Here is a 13,099-nt window from a genome sequence, read left to right as displayed (position 1 = left end):
TCAGCCCACTCACGGTTCATCCATGTCCGCTACCCTGCGCTCGCCCTCGATCCTCGCCGCCGTCGCGGCAGGTGCGCGCGCGGCCGGGCTGAAACTGAAAAAACGACTCCTCGACTGACGGGGACGTCGCGTCCCGTCAGGCGAATGCCGGACGGGATGCCCGCAGGTCGTTTCATTCTCCTTGCACGCACGCCTCGCTCCGGCACACCGCCGGCGGAACGGTTCCTTCCCACTCCGTTTCCACCATGAGGCTTTGCATGAACACACGTTTCGAAGGTATCTGGCTGCCGATCATCACGCCGTTTCATCATGGCGAGGTCGACCATGCAGCGCTCGCGCGGCTCGCGCGCCACTATGCGACCGCGGGCATCGCAGGCTTCGTCGCGGGGGCGACGACCGGTGAAGGCGTGCTGCTCGACGCGCGCGAACAGGACGCGGTGTTCGCGACGCTGCGCGATGCGGCGCCCGCGCTGCCGATCGTCGTCGGGCTGACCGTGAGCGCCACGCACTTCGCGGCCGCCCGCGCGCGCGAACTCGCGGCGCTGCGCCCCGACGGGCTGCTCGTCACGCCGCCCGTCTACGTGCGGCCGACGCAGGACGGCATCCGCCGCCACGTCGAAGCGATCGTCGACGCGGCCGACCTGCCGGTGCTCGTCTACAACATCCCGTATCGCACCGGCGTGAACGTCGAACTGGACACGCTGCAGGCGCTCGCGTGCGACTCGCGCGTCGCCGGCATCAAGGAATGCGGCGGTACGCTCGACCGGATGAGCCGGCTCGTGCACGACACGCCGCTCGCGATCCTGTCCGGCGACGACAACCAGAATTTCGCGGCGATGTGCGCGGGGGCGCACGGCGCGATCGCGAGCAGCGCCCACGTGCTGCCTGAATGGCATGTGCGCATCCATGCGCTGCTGCGCGACGGGCGGCTCGCCGATGCGCGGCGCCTGTCGGTCGCGCTGCAGCCGCTCGTCGCGGCGCTGTTCGCGGAACCCAACCCGGCGCCGGTTAAGGCCGTGCTCGCCGCGCAAGGGTGGTGCGAGGACGGGTTGCGGCTGCCGTTCGTGCCGGCGAGCGAGGGGTTGCGGGAGCGGTTGGCGGCGATTTGCGCGACGCTCGAGGCGTCCGCGCAAATTACCGCGGCGGCGTAGGATTTCGCGCCGAAAACTGTTTCAAACCGTCAAAATCCGTGACGCGCCATACTGCGAAAGATGGCCGTCCGCGGTCACGAGCAACAGCGGTTCGTACCACGCCTGCGCGACGAGCAGGCGGTCGAATGGATCGAGATGGTAGTGGGGTAGATGACGCACGGCAGCGCCGTGCGCCATTCGAACCGGCAGTTCGCGGTACTCGCTCGTGTTGATCTTGTCGACCAGACGATCCACATCGACATCCAGCTTTCCCTTCCCGGCCTTGATCGCAACCTCCCAGATACTCACGCTGCTCACGAACACTTCATCGGCAGCGGTGATCAAACTGCGCGCGCGAACGCTCAGTTTCGGATCGTTCGCCACTGCCCAGAGAAAGATGTGCGTATCGAACAGCAACCGCATTACTTCCCCATGAATGCGGCCAGTTCTTCGACGGAAAGCGGTGCATCGAAATCATCCGCAATCCACATCTGCCCCTCGAGGGCACCGAATGGATGAATCGGCCTGAGCGGCACGAGCCGGACCGCCTGCTTGCCGGCCTGCGTGATCACGACACGTTCGCCGGCAATCGCGGCATCGAGAAGCCGCTGCAGATCGAGCGTGGCTTCGGGGACAGTGGCAACTTGCATGATGAGCTCCATTGAGTGACCCACCATTGTTACGACATTCGCGTCATTGCTCCAATAGGCCGAACGTCCAGCCGCTCGGACACTGGCTGGTCGTCGCGTCCGGAATCACGCCGCAAGCGCTCCCTCCGTCGCCTCCCCCACCGCCTGCGTCACGATCCGCGCGAGCCGATCGACCGTCGGCGTCGCCGACGACGTGCGCCGCAGCAGGATCAGCGGCAGGCTCGGCAGCGCCGGCAGCCCGCACGACGCTGCATCGAGCACGCGCACCGACGCGGGCAGCCCGTAATGCGAGCGCACCGTCAGCCCGAGACCGGCCGCCGCGGCCGCCCATAAGCCGGCCAGGCTCGGCGTCGTGAACGCAACGCGCCACGGCACGCCCGCACGGTCGAGCGCATCGGTCGCCGCGCCGAAGAACCGGCACGGCCGGTCGAACACGACGAGCGGCAACGGCTCGCCCGTCGCACGCACGGCACGGCCGCCCTCGCCCTCACCGCGCACACCGCCCTCCCCACCCGCATCCCCGCCGCCGTCCATCATCCCGACACCCCCGCCCGCCACCGCACCGATCCATTGCATCGGCACGTGCGCGATCGCTTCGCTGTCGATGCCCGCCCGCGACACGAGCGCCGCCGACGCCGGATCGCCCCACACGAGCGCCAGATCGAGCTGGTTCGCATCGAGCCGGTCGAGCAGATCGGCGTTGCGCGCGACGCGCGCCTCGATCTTCACCTTCGGATGCGCACGCGCGAACCGCCCGAGCACGTCGGGCAGGATCGCCTCGCCGAAATCCTCCTGCAGCCCGACCCGTACCCAGCCGTCGAGCTTCACGCCGCGCACGGCCGCGGCCGCCTCGTCGTTCAGCTCGATCATCCGCCGCGCGTAGCGCACCATCGCGTCGCCGGCGTCGGTCAGCGCGAGCCCGCGCCCGGCTTTCACGAACAGCGGCGTGCCGGCCTGCTCCTCGAGCTTGCGAATCTGCGCGCTCACCGCCGACGACGAGCGCGCGACGCGGTCGGCCGCCTTCGCGAAACTGCCGAGATCCACGCCCGCGACGAGGCTGCGCAGCGCCGCGACGTCGAAGTTGGGCCGCGCCAGCGCGGCATCGGCCCCCGCGAGCGGCTCGCCGCCGTCGCGCGGAATGTCTTGTCCGGGCATCTCAATCATCCTGATTTATCGAACGATTCATCAAAAACTTTCCGATTTTCAGGATGAATGTAGGCCGCCAGACTGTGGACGTCAACTTCGAACCGGGCCTACCGTCATGGATACGTCGTGCATCGCTTCTCCCTCCTCGCCGGCCCGCGACGTGCGCGGGCCCGCCCATCGCTGGCGCGTGCTGGCGGCCGGCGTCGCCGCGAACCTGAGCTTTTCGGCCGCCGCAGCCGGTATTCCGACCACGGCCGTATGGATGCGCTCGGCCTATCACCTCGACAACGGCGCGCTCGGCCTCGTGCTCGGCGCGCTCGGCTTCGGCGTCGCGCTGTCCGAGCTGCCGTGGGGAATCGCCGCCGACCGCTTCGGCGACCGCCGCGTACTGCTGACCGGGCTCGTCGCGACGGCCGCGATGCTCGCGCTGATGGTGTGCACGATCGTCCCGACCGCGCACGCGGTGCCGCCGCTGATGCGCGTCGTCGCGGCAATGTGCTGCGTCGGCCTGCTCGGCGGCAGCGTGAACGGCTCGAGCGGGCGCGCGGTGATGCGCTGGTTCGGCGAGCGCGAACGCGGGCTCGCGATGAGCATCCGCCAGACGGCCGTGCCGCTCGGCGGCGGCCTCGGCGCGGCGCTGCTGCCGTCGCTCGCGTCGCATGCGGGATTTGCCGCGGTGTTCGGTGCGCTGATGCTGCTGTGCGCGGGATCGGCCGCGCTCACCTGGCGCTGGCTGCACGAGCCGCCCGCCGAGCCGGCCGCGGCGCACCTCGCCCCATACGTCGCCACGCCTCGCGCGGCCCAACGGCCGCAGGCCGCCAGCCCCACGCGCAATCCGCTCGCGAGCGGCCCCGTATGGCGCATCGTGCTCGGCATCGGCCTGTTGTGCGCGCCGCAGTTCGCGGTGCTCACGTTCGCGACGGTGTTCCTGCACGACTTCGGCCGGCTCGGCCTCGCCGGCATCAGCGCGGCGATGGTCGCGCTGCAGCTCGGCGCGATGGTGATGCGCGTCTGGAGCGGCCGCCATACCGACCGGCACGGCAACCGGCGCGCGTACCTGCGCGGCTCCGTGTTCGTCGCGGCCGGGTCGTTCACGCTGCTCGCGGCGGCCACGGCCGGCAGCCCGCATGTGCCGCTCGCCGCGATCGTCGCGATTCTCGTGTTCGCCGGCATCTGTGTGTCGGCGTGGCACGGCGTCGCGTACACGGAGCTCGCGACGCTCGCCGGCGCGAACCACGCGGGCACCGCGCTCGGGATGGCGAACACGGTCGTCTACCTCGGGCTGTTCGCGACGCCGCTCGCGATTCCGCCGCTGCTCGCCGCGAGTTCGTGGAGCGTGGTGTGGCTCGCGGCCGCGCTGATCGCGGGCGCGACCTATCCGCTGTTCGCGGCGAAATAGCCGCCGACCGTTTCACTCGGGCGACGCGGGCATCGCGGCAAAGACCCGCGACGCCCGCACCCCCTCGTCAGGCCGCCTCGCGCGCCAGCGCGCGCCGCGCGGCCGGCCGTTCGGCCTCGCGCTGCGCATGGGCGGTCCATGCAGGATGCCGCGTCATGTCGAGCCCGATCGCGACGCCCCAGCGATACAGCACGAGCAGGAACGGATCGACGATCGAATGCGCGCCCGGCTCGGCCCACGTGCGGCCGTCGGCCAGCAGGGCTTCGATCGACGCGTTCGCGGCGTCGATCGTGCCGCGCCCATGCGCGCTCACCGCGCCGTGCAGCGCCGGATCGTCGATGAAGCGGCCCGGCCGCCACAGCGCGCCATAACCGACGCCATGCACCCAGCCGACCAGCCAGGCGAGCCATTCGTGGCACCGCGCCTCGCGCAGCGGATCGTCGAGCGGCAGCAATTGCGCATCCGGATAGCGGCGCGCGAGATACGTGAGGATCGCCGGCGTTTCGGTCAGCACGCGCGGCTCGCCCGGAATCGCGAGCACGGGCACGCGCGCTTTCGGGTTGATCGCGAGATAACGCGCTTCGAGGTTCTGCTGCTCGCGCACGGACACGATCCCGACGTCGAACGGCGCGCCGGTTTCCTCCAGCGCGATGTGGGCGGCGAGCGAGCAGGCGCCCGGCGAAAGATAGAGACGATAGGCGTTCATGGCGGTGTGGCCCGACGGGCTGTGGAAGACGGAACCGAGTGTAGGAACGCACGCCGCCGCGCGGCAAACGATGAATTGTCGTGCTCGGGCATTAGTGTTACTAATATCCGTATGCGACGCATCCACCTCCCTCCGCTGCAGACGCTGCGCGCGTTCGAAGCCGCCGTGCGGCTGCAGAGCTTCACGCGCGCAGCCGACGAGCTCGCGCTCACGCAAGGCGCGGTCAGCCAGCACATTCGCACGCTCGAGGCGCAGCTCGGCTATCCGCTGTTCACGCGCGAACGCAACGGCGCGACGCCGACGCACGCCGCGCATGCCCTCGCACTGCAGGTTCGCCAGGGCCTGAGCGTGCTCGAACGCGCGTTCGAGCCGACGCTGGCGGTGCGCCGCCGCCCGCGCACCTGCGACGTGACGCTGAACGTGAGCGTGCTGCCGAGCGTCGCCGAGCGCTGGCTCGCGCCGCGCCTGCCGCGCTTCTCTGCCGCACATCCGCACATCTCGATCGTGCTGCATCCTGACGTGGCGCTCGCGCCGCTGCGCAAGCGCGACCGTATCGACGTCGCGTTGCGCTACGGGCCCGGCACGTGGCCCGGCGTCGTCGCCGAGAAGCTGATGAACGAGACGATCTTCCCGGTCGCGAGCCCTGCATACCGCAATCGCGACGGCGTCGCGCCGCGCACGCCGGCCGATCTCGTGCGCGCGACGTTGCTGCGTCATCCCGCGCAGCCGTGGGAACCGTGGTGCCAGGCCGCGCGGCTCGACCTCACCGAATCCGCGCGCGCGCCGCGCTTCACCGACACGAACGCGCTGATCGACGCGGCGCTGAAAGGCCGCGGCGTCGCGCTCGCGCGCCGCTCGCTGATCGAGCCGGAACTCGCCGACGGCACACTCGTGCGCGTGTCGACGGTACGCATCACCGACGTGTACGCGCACTACGTCGTGTGGCGCCCCGGGCATCCACACGAAGCCGCGATCCGCACCTGGCTCGACTGGCTGCGCAGCGAAGTGCGGCGCAGAACGCCGCGGCGCTGACGCCAATGCCGATGCCGACGCTCACGCGCGCATCGGTATCGCCACCTTGTCGAGCGTGATCGGCAGATCGCGCACCCGCACGCCAGTCGCGTGATAGACCGCATTGGCGATCGCGGCCGGCACGCCGGTGATGCCGATCTCGCCGATGCCGCGAATGCCGAGCGGATTGAAATGCGTGTCGTTTTCGTCGACGAAACTCACGTCGAGCTCGCCGATGTCCGCGTTCACGGGGACGTGATATTCGGCGAGATTCGCGTTCGTGAAGCGGCCGTGCCGCACGTCGAGATGCGAGCCTTCCTCGAGCGCGGTGCCGAGCCCCCACACCATCCCGCCGATCAACTGGCTGCGCGCCGTCTTCGCGTTGAGCAGGCGGCCGACGCTGTAGACGCCGACGATGCGCGGCACGCGAATCGTGCCGAGTTCGGCGTCGACGTGCACTTCGGCAAACACCGCGCCGAACGAATGGGACGCATAGCGCGACTTCTCGTCGCCAGGCTTCGCCGTCGCCTGCGCGTCGATCGGCTGGCCGCCCGCACGCGCGATCACCGCCGCGGCCGGATCGCGCCGCGACGGGTCGCCGCGATGCACGACCCAGCCGCTGTCGACCGTCACGTCGTCGGCCGCGGCGCCGTGCAGCGGCGATCCGGAGTCGGCGATCGCCAGCGCGATCAGCTTCGCGCGCGCCTGCAGCGCGGCCTCGCGCACGGCGGGCGCGACGCTTGCCGCCGATTGCGAGCCGCCCGATACCGGCGCGCGCGGCAGACTGGAATCGCCGAGCGAAAAGCGCACGTTCTGCGGCGCGAAACCGAGCGCATCGGCCGCGACCTGCGTCATCACCGTGTAGGTGCCGGTGCCGATGTCCTGCGTGCCCGACGCGACTTCGGCCGTGCCGTCCGGCAGGATGCGCGCCCGCGCCGATGCTTCGCTGCGGTTCGCCGGATACGTGGCGGCCGCCATCCCGAGGCCGATCAGCGTGTCGCCGTCGCGCATGGTGCGCGGCGCGCCGGTGCGGCGCGACCAGCCGAAGCGCCGCGCGCCGGCCTCGTAGCATTCGCGCAGCTTGTTGCTCGACCACGGCTTGCCGTCCTGCGGATCGACCTCCGCGTAATTCGCGAGCCGCAGCGCGACCGGGTCCATGCCGAGCCGCCACGCGAGCTCGTCCATCGCCGATTCCAGCGCGAACGAGCCCGACGCCTCGCCGGGCGCGCGCATGAACGTCGGCGTGCCGACGTTCAGCGACACGATCCGGTGCGTGGTTGCCTGGTTCGGCACCGCATACATGATGCGCGACGGCATCCCGCACATCTCCATCCAGTCCTCGAACGTCGACGTGGTGGCGATCGTGTCGTGGCGCATCGCGGTCAACGTGCCGTCCTGCCGTGCGGCCAGCACGATGCGCTGTTCGGTGAACGGCCGCCCGCCGACCGGGCCGAACATCTGTGGCCGCGTCAGCGCGAGACGAACCGGCCGCCCCACCTGCTTCGCGGCCATCGCGCACAACGACACGTGCGACCACGACGAACCCTTGCAACCGAAGCCGCCGCCGAGGAACGGCGAAATCACGCGCACGTGCTCCGGCGCGATGCCGAACACGGCGGCCACCGCCGTGCTCGCGCCCGACACGCCCTGCGTCGCGTCATGCAGCGTGAGCGTCGGGCCGTCCCAGCGCGCCATCGTCGCGTGCGGCTCGATCGGGTTGTGGTGCTGCATCGGCGTCGTATAGGTTGCGTCGATGCGCACCGCGCCTTCGCGCAGGCCGGCCTCGACGTCGCCGCGCTGCGTGTCCATCGCGCGGCCCTGCTGCTTCGGCGGCACGCGCGCGCCGCGCTTCGCCTGCCCGAAATCCGCCACCGCCTCGCTCGCGCGATAACGCACCTGCACCGCATGCGCGGCGTCGGTCGCCTGCTCGAGCGTCTCGGCGACGACGACCGCGACGGGTTCGTTGCTGTAGCGCACCGTGTCGTCCTGCAGCAACGTGAGCCGGCGCCCGGCGGGCGGCGACAGCGGCGGCCGGCCGCCGTTGGGCAGCCGCATCGCGTTCTCGTGCGTGATCACGATCAGCACGCCCGGCATCGCGCGGGCGCGCGCCGCATCGATCGATTCGATGCGGCCGGACGCGATCGTGCTCGTCACGAGCACCGCATGCGCGAGCCGCGTATCGGAGAATTCGGCCGCGTAATGCGCGCCGCCCGTCACCTTCAGCACACCGTCGACCCGGTCGAGTGGTTGTCCCGTCAACGTGTTCATGCGGCACCTCCCGTGGTGGCGGCCGCCGTTTCGACCGCACGGACGATCGCCCGCTGCGCGAGCGTGACCTTGAAGCCATTGCCGTCGAGCGGCCGCGCATCGCGCAACGCCAGCGCGGCCGCCTCGCGCAACGTCGCGTCGGTTAGCGTGCGGCCCGCGAGATGCGCTTCCGCCTCCGTCGCACGCAGCGGCTTGTGCGCGACGCCGCCGAGCGCGATCCGCGCGTCGGCGATGCGCGGGCCGTCCATCCGCAACGCGGCCGCGACCGACACCAGCGCGAACGCGTAGCTCGCGCGATCCCGCACTTTCAGATAGTGCGCATGGTCGGCAAAGCGCGGCGGCGGCAAGTCCACCGCGGTGATCAGTTCGCCCGGTTCGAGCGTCGTGTCGAGATCGGGCCGGTCGCCCGGCAAGCGGTGAAACGACGCGATCGGAATCTGCCGTGCGCCGCGCGGGCCGCTCACCTGCACGACGGCGTCGAGCGCGGCGAGCGCGACGCTCATGTCCGACGGGTTCACCGCCACGCACTGCGGGCTCGCGCCGAGGATCGCGTGCATCCGGTTGTGGCCGCCGATCGCCGCGCAGCCGCTGCCCGGCTCGCGCTTGTTGCACTGTGCGAACGCGGGATCGTAGAAATACGGGCAGCGCGTGCGCTGCATCAGGTTGCCACCGACGGTCGCCATGTTGCGCAATTGCGCGGACGCGCCGGCGAGCAGCGCCTGCGACAGCAGCGGATAGTCGGCGCGCAGGCGCGGATGGTCGGCTGCATCGCTGTTGCGTACCAGCGCGCCGATGCGCACGCCGCCGCCGGGCAGCGCGTCGACCGTATCGAGGCCCGCGATCCGCGTGATGTCGATGAGCGTGACGGGCCGCGCGACGCCGCCCTTCATCAGGTCGAGCAGGTTCGTGCCGCCGCCGATGAAGGCCGCGCCGGGCCGCTGCGCCGCGCGCACGGCGCCGGCGACGTCCGTCGCGCGTTCGTAGGAGATCGCTTCCATTGCGGTGCCCTCCGTCGGCTAGCCGTGCGCCGCATGCGCGGCGCGCACGGCGGCGACGATGTTCGGGTACGCGCCGCAGCGGCACAGGTTGCCGCTCATGCGCTCGCGGATCTCGTCGTCCGACAGGTGCTCGGGACGGCGCCGCACGTCGTCGGTAGCCGCGCTCCCCGCGCCCGCCGCGAACTCGTCGAGCAGCGCGGTCGCCGAGCAGAGCTGACCGGACGTGCAGTAGCCGCACTGGAACGCATCGCATTCGACGAACGCGCGCTGCACCGGGCTCAGCTCGCCGCCGCGCGCCAGCCCTTCGACGGTCGTGATCCGCGCGCCTTCGTGCATCACCGCGAGCGTCAGGCAGGCGTTGATGCGCCGCCCGTCGACGAGCACCGTGCACGCGCCGCACTGCCCGCGATCGCAGCCCTTCTTCGTGCCCGTGAGTCCCGCGTATTCGCGCAGCGCGTCGAGCAGCGTGACGCGCGGTTCCAGCTGCAGCGTGTACGCGCGTCCGTTGATGTCGAGACGCACGGGCTGCGCCGGCACCGTATCGCGGCGAGGCGCAGCCGGCGTGGATGCCGCGTACGGCGGCTGCGAATGAACGTGCGATGCGGCGCTGACGGTCGCGGCAGCCGCCGCGGATTGCAGGAAGCGGCGCCGCGCGGCGCTGGACGGCGTATCGTGCGACAGCGGCGGCGCCCCCGCTGAATGGCTGGTCCCGAGCGGCGACGGGGCGGCATCGCGCGCCGGTTCGGCAGACGGAGAATCGGATCGATCGCTGGACATGACTTCTGCTCGCTCCATGGTGGATGGACGCGGATGTGCCGCCAGTGCCTGAATGGCAGCACGGTCGGCACGCGCATCGGCAAAGAGCAATTCGGGTGCCGCGAAATTGTGGGGACAGCGTGCCGGTGCAGTGCCGGCCGCCTGTGCGTGGCGCATACCGGGCAACAGCTGGCCGCGTTGCCGGTGATGGCGGCTCCATGACGCCACGCTGTCGCGCGGCTGGCCGTTCGCTGACGAAGCGGCAATAACGCCCGGATTTTGGGCGTGACGGGGCGCGCATCGGTCGCAAGTTGCCGGGCGCATTGGCCATGCCGCGCATGGCGCGCGCGTCGCCGCGGCCGGGTCGCGGCGTGGCGCGCCGTGTAAATGTGCGCAGCATCCGCGTCTGCTGGAAAATTCCGCCATGCGTGCCGGTGGATCGCCGCGACGGCCTTCGGTCAGCCTGACGAAAACCTGTCGCGATCACGCCCCGAACGCAGACGATTCACCGAAACGTCGCATCGCGGCGGCATACTCGAAAACGTTTCCCGATCAGCCTGCCAGGAGAGAAGTCATGCGTCGCGTTTCCGTCGCCGTCGTTCTGTGTGCCGCCGTGTTCGTCGCCGCCTGCAGCGACGACGCACCGCACGACGCCAACGCGACCGACGCCGCGCCGCAGGCCGGCGCCTCGAGCGGCGCCGCCAGCGCGTTCAACAGCGACGCGACCGCGAATACGGCCGCGTCCGATGCCGCGCCGCTCGCGCCGCCCGTCGTGCACTACCCGCCCGATGACGACGACGATGCGAAGCCCGCCGCGAATGCAGCGGCCTCCAGCACGGCCGCGTCGTCGCCGAGCTGATTCCGTCGCCACCTGATAGAAGTCGGTACCGCTCGGGGAGAGCGGCGGGCGCTCACGTCGAGCCGGCGCTGGCATGACGTAACGGTCGGCGACGGCACGAACGGCACGGTGTCGCGCCGCCTCACGGGCGATGCCGAGCCCGGCCGGCCAAGGGATTCGGACCCGGCCGCCGTCAGGCCCGTGCGCGCGCCACAAGCGCCGCAAGCGCGACGGCGCGCGATGCCGCGACCGCCGCCGCGCGGCATGCGCCGCGCAACCCGTCCGTCAGACCGCGTGCGCGAGCGCGCGATCGACGAGCGCGGCCTCGAAGCCGTCGTCCGCGTCGCGAAAGCGCAGCGGCGCCGCGCAATGCACCAGCGTGTCGATGAAGTATTTCGCGCGCGGCCACGGCCCGAAGCCGGCCGCCGTGTTGATGTGCCCGGCGTCGCCGAGGTTCACGAATGCGCTGCCCAGCCGCTGCGCGAGCGCGCGCGCATCGGCGAGCGGCATCCACGGGTCGGTCTCGCTGCCGATCACGATCGACGGCACCGCGAGCCGGCGCGCGTCGAACGGCCCGGCAAAGGTGAATTTCTTCGGGCTGGCCGGCGCGACGAACAGCACGCCCGCGACATCGCCCACGTGCGGCCACTGCGCGAGCGCATGCGCGGCCGCGAGGCAGCCGAAGCTGTGCGCGGCGAGCACGAACGGGCCGCGCTCGCGATCGAGCAGCGCGCGCACCGATTGCGCCCAGCCCGCGAGATCGGGCGCGTCCCAGTCGTGCTGCTCGACGCGCAACGAGCGCGGGAACTGACGCTCGAGCCAGGTCTGCCAGTGGGCGCCTTCGCTGCCGTGCAGGCCCGGAACGGTGACGAGCCGCGGCGGCCACGCCGATTTGCTGCATGCGCGCATGATTGCCCTCGCTTCCTTGAAGACGAGGTTCGATTGTGGCGTCGGGTACGCGGCGACCGAACCAATATTTTGTGCTTTGCTTTTGCTCGGCCGACGGCCCGGCGACCGTGCGAAACGCGGCCCGGGTCGAATGCCCGGCCCGCACGACGGCGCAATGCGCGGCGAAACCGTAGAATGTGGGCTTCCCGTCAGCTTCACACGGACCGGTCCCCGCGCCGACGCGCCGGGCCGGCCGTCAGGAGTCGCCCGATGTCCGCTACGTCCGCCGGCGCGCCGCGCCCGGCTCTACTCGTCGTTCCCGCGACGCACCTCGCCGGCGCGCGCGCCGTCACGCAATGAAGATCCTGTTCCATTCACCGCATCAGGACGCCGGCGCATGGCGCGACGAGATCGCGCGTGCGCTGCCGGAAGCCGAACTGCGCGCGTGGCAGCCGGGCGATACGGCCGCCGCCGACTACGCGCTCGTGTGGCGCCCGCCGCGCGAGTTGTTCGCGCCGCGCGACGGCCTGCGCGCGATCTTCAACCTCGGCGCGGGCGTCGATGCGCTGCTCGCGCTCGAGCACGCGCATCCGGGCACGCTGCCCGCGCACGTGCCGCTGGTGCGGCTCGAAGATTCCGGCATGGCGCAGCAGATGGTCGAATACGTGACGCACGCGGTGCTGCGCTACCTGCGCCGTTTCGACGAATACGACCTGCAACAGCGCGAACGCCGCTGGCAGCCGCTCGAACCGCATGCGCGCGCGAGCTTCACTGTCGCCATCCTCGGCCTCGGCGTGCTCGGTGCGGCAGTCGCCCGCGCGCTCGCCGCGCTCGGCCTGCCGGTGCGCGGCTACAGCCGCAGCGCGAAGCAGCTCGACGGCGTCGCGACCTTCGCCGGCGACGGCGCGTTCGACGCGTGCATCGACGGCGCGAAGGTGCTCGTCAACCTGCTGCCGAGCACGCGCGACACCGACGGCATCCTGTCGGCGCGCGCGTTCGCGCGGCTCGCGCCCGGCGCGTACGTCGTCAACGTCGCGCGCGGTGCGCATCTCGTCGAAGCCGACCTGCTCGACGCACTTGCAAGCGGCCAGGTCGCCGCGGCCACGCTCGACGTGTTCCAGCACGAACCGCTGCCGGACGACCATCCGTTCTGGCGCGCGCCGCGCATCACGATCACGCCGCACAGCTCGGCCGAGACGCTGCGCACGGAAGCCGTCGAACAGATCGCCGGCAAGATCCGCGCGTTCGAGCGCGGCGCGCCCGTCAGCGGCATCGTCGACTACGCGCGCGGCTACTGAATTCCGCCTAC

At 71.2% G+C, this 13,099-nt stretch carries 13 protein-coding genes; 5 read left to right on the top strand and 8 right to left on the bottom strand.

Annotated features, from left to right (window positions below; genetic code table 11):
- Nucleotides 1-257: 257 nt before the first annotated feature.
- On the top strand, nucleotides 258-1,151 hold the full coding sequence (gene dapA, locus BLS50_RS09760; RefSeq protein ID WP_074802116.1) for a 4-hydroxy-tetrahydrodipicolinate synthase: 894 nt from the start codon (nucleotides 258-260) through the stop codon (nucleotides 1,149-1,151).
- Between the two features lie 21 nt (nucleotides 1,152-1,172).
- On the opposite strand, the gene BLS50_RS09755 is transcribed toward dapA, so the two are convergent.
- The 3 genes from BLS50_RS09755 to BLS50_RS09745 form a co-directional block, all read right to left on the bottom strand.
- Entirely contained in the window at nucleotides 1,173-1,553 is a 381-nt protein-coding gene (locus BLS50_RS09755; protein ID WP_011546352.1) for a type II toxin-antitoxin system VapC family toxin, read from the bottom strand.
- Complete coding sequence (locus BLS50_RS09750; RefSeq protein WP_011546353.1) at nucleotides 1,553-1,792, bottom strand: type II toxin-antitoxin system Phd/YefM family antitoxin; 240 nt, start codon at nucleotides 1,790-1,792, stop codon at nucleotides 1,553-1,555. Before BLS50_RS09750 ends, BLS50_RS09755 begins: the two co-directional genes overlap by 1 nt.
- A 93-nt stretch (nucleotides 1,793-1,885) precedes the next feature.
- A complete protein-coding gene (locus BLS50_RS09745) occupies nucleotides 1,886-2,935 on the bottom strand; it encodes a LysR substrate-binding domain-containing protein (RefSeq protein WP_027811665.1) in 1,050 nt (349 codons plus the stop codon).
- Nucleotides 2,936-3,041: 106 nt separating this feature from the next.
- Between BLS50_RS09745 and BLS50_RS09740 the strand changes: the two genes are divergently transcribed.
- Nucleotides 3,042-4,325 carry an MFS transporter gene (locus BLS50_RS09740; RefSeq protein ID WP_074802115.1) on the top strand — a complete coding sequence of 428 codons (1,284 nt, stop codon included), beginning with the start codon at nucleotides 3,042-3,044 and terminating at the stop codon, nucleotides 4,323-4,325.
- A 67-nt stretch (nucleotides 4,326-4,392) separates the two neighbouring features.
- Here the strand turns inward: BLS50_RS09740 and BLS50_RS09735 are convergent, their stop codons facing one another.
- Nucleotides 4,393-5,031: a glutathione S-transferase family protein gene (locus tag BLS50_RS09735; protein WP_074802114.1), complete on the bottom strand. Its 639-nt coding sequence runs from the start codon at nucleotides 5,029-5,031 to the stop codon at nucleotides 4,393-4,395.
- A gap of 111 nt (nucleotides 5,032-5,142) precedes the next feature.
- Here BLS50_RS09735 and BLS50_RS09730 point away from each other — a divergent pair, with 111 nt between their 5' ends.
- Nucleotides 5,143-6,063: a LysR substrate-binding domain-containing protein gene (locus BLS50_RS09730; RefSeq protein WP_074802113.1), complete on the top strand. Its 921-nt coding sequence runs from the start codon at nucleotides 5,143-5,145 to the stop codon at nucleotides 6,061-6,063.
- Nucleotides 6,064-6,084: 21 nt separating this feature from the next.
- On the opposite strand, the gene BLS50_RS09725 is transcribed toward BLS50_RS09730, so the two are convergent.
- Genes BLS50_RS09725 through BLS50_RS09715 form a run of 3 tightly spaced genes read right to left on the bottom strand, consistent with a single transcriptional unit; the run spans nucleotide 6,085 to nucleotide 10,085 of the window.
- On the bottom strand, nucleotides 6,085-8,310 hold the full coding sequence (locus BLS50_RS09725) for a xanthine dehydrogenase family protein molybdopterin-binding subunit (protein ID WP_074802111.1): 2,226 nt from the start codon (nucleotides 8,308-8,310) through the stop codon (nucleotides 6,085-6,087).
- Nucleotides 8,307-9,308: an FAD binding domain-containing protein gene (locus BLS50_RS09720; RefSeq protein WP_074802109.1), complete on the bottom strand. Its 1,002-nt coding sequence runs from the start codon at nucleotides 9,306-9,308 to the stop codon at nucleotides 8,307-8,309. Before BLS50_RS09720 ends, BLS50_RS09725 begins: the two co-directional genes overlap by 4 nt.
- 18 nt (nucleotides 9,309-9,326) lie before the next feature.
- Nucleotides 9,327-10,085 (bottom strand): (2Fe-2S)-binding protein, encoded by a 759-nt coding sequence (locus BLS50_RS09715; RefSeq protein WP_069233240.1) that lies wholly within the window; start codon nucleotides 10,083-10,085, stop codon nucleotides 9,327-9,329.
- A gap of 553 nt (nucleotides 10,086-10,638) precedes the next feature.
- On the opposite strand from BLS50_RS09715, the gene BLS50_RS09705 reads away from it, so the two are divergent.
- Nucleotides 10,639-10,923, top strand: coding sequence for a hypothetical protein (locus BLS50_RS09705; protein WP_074802107.1), 285 nt, complete (start codon nucleotides 10,639-10,641; stop codon nucleotides 10,921-10,923).
- Between the two features lie 264 nt (nucleotides 10,924-11,187).
- Here BLS50_RS09705 and BLS50_RS09700 read toward each other — a convergent pair whose 3' ends face one another.
- The gene (locus BLS50_RS09700) at nucleotides 11,188-11,811 is read right to left on the bottom strand and encodes an RBBP9/YdeN family alpha/beta hydrolase (protein ID WP_012329348.1); all 624 of its coding nucleotides are present in this window, start codon (nucleotides 11,809-11,811) and stop codon (nucleotides 11,188-11,190) included.
- A 335-nt stretch (nucleotides 11,812-12,146) separates the two neighbouring features.
- On the opposite strand from BLS50_RS09700, the gene BLS50_RS09695 reads away from it, so the two are divergent.
- Nucleotides 12,147-13,088, top strand: a complete 942-nt coding sequence (locus BLS50_RS09695; protein WP_074802105.1) for a 2-hydroxyacid dehydrogenase — start codon at nucleotides 12,147-12,149, stop codon at nucleotides 13,086-13,088.
- Nucleotides 13,089-13,099: the final 11 nt, after the last annotated feature.

This window comes from Burkholderia orbicola (assembly GCF_900100915.1).
GTDB classification, from domain to species: Bacteria; Pseudomonadota; Gammaproteobacteria; order Burkholderiales; family Burkholderiaceae; genus Burkholderia; species Burkholderia orbicola.
Note: the sequence above shows the minus strand (reverse complement) of the source record. Positions and strands in the feature narration are given on the sequence as shown.

What these genes read in the sequence shown, in the direction of transcription:
- BLS50_RS09695 (WP_074802105.1), top strand. Translation starts at nt 12,147, where the DNA reads ATGAAGATCCTGTTCCATTCACCGCATCAGGACGCCGGCGCATGGCGC.
- BLS50_RS09720 (WP_074802109.1), bottom strand. Translation starts at nt 9,308, where the DNA reads ATGGAAGCGATCTCCTACGAACGCGCGACGGACGTCGCCGGCGCCGTG.
- BLS50_RS09745 (WP_027811665.1), bottom strand. Translation starts at nt 2,935, where the DNA reads ATGCCCGGACAAGACATTCCGCGCGACGGCGGCGAGCCGCTCGCGGGG.
- BLS50_RS09750 (WP_011546353.1), bottom strand. Translation starts at nt 1,792, where the DNA reads ATGGAGCTCATCATGCAAGTTGCCACTGTCCCCGAAGCCACGCTCGAT.
- BLS50_RS09725 (WP_074802111.1), bottom strand. Translation starts at nt 8,310, where the DNA reads ATGAACACGTTGACGGGACAACCACTCGACCGGGTCGACGGTGTGCTG.
- dapA (WP_074802116.1), top strand. Translation starts at nt 258, where the DNA reads ATGAACACACGTTTCGAAGGTATCTGGCTGCCGATCATCACGCCGTTT.
- BLS50_RS09735 (WP_074802114.1), bottom strand. Translation starts at nt 5,031, where the DNA reads ATGAACGCCTATCGTCTCTATCTTTCGCCGGGCGCCTGCTCGCTCGCC.
- BLS50_RS09755 (WP_011546352.1), bottom strand. Translation starts at nt 1,553, where the DNA reads ATGCGGTTGCTGTTCGATACGCACATCTTTCTCTGGGCAGTGGCGAAC.
- BLS50_RS09730 (WP_074802113.1), top strand. Translation starts at nt 5,143, where the DNA reads ATGCGACGCATCCACCTCCCTCCGCTGCAGACGCTGCGCGCGTTCGAA.
- BLS50_RS09715 (WP_069233240.1), bottom strand. Translation starts at nt 10,085, where the DNA reads ATGTCCAGCGATCGATCCGATTCTCCGTCTGCCGAACCGGCGCGCGAT.
- BLS50_RS09705 (WP_074802107.1), top strand. Translation starts at nt 10,639, where the DNA reads ATGCGTCGCGTTTCCGTCGCCGTCGTTCTGTGTGCCGCCGTGTTCGTC.
- BLS50_RS09700 (WP_012329348.1), bottom strand. Translation starts at nt 11,811, where the DNA reads ATGCGCGCATGCAGCAAATCGGCGTGGCCGCCGCGGCTCGTCACCGTT.
- BLS50_RS09740 (WP_074802115.1), top strand. Translation starts at nt 3,042, where the DNA reads ATGGATACGTCGTGCATCGCTTCTCCCTCCTCGCCGGCCCGCGACGTG.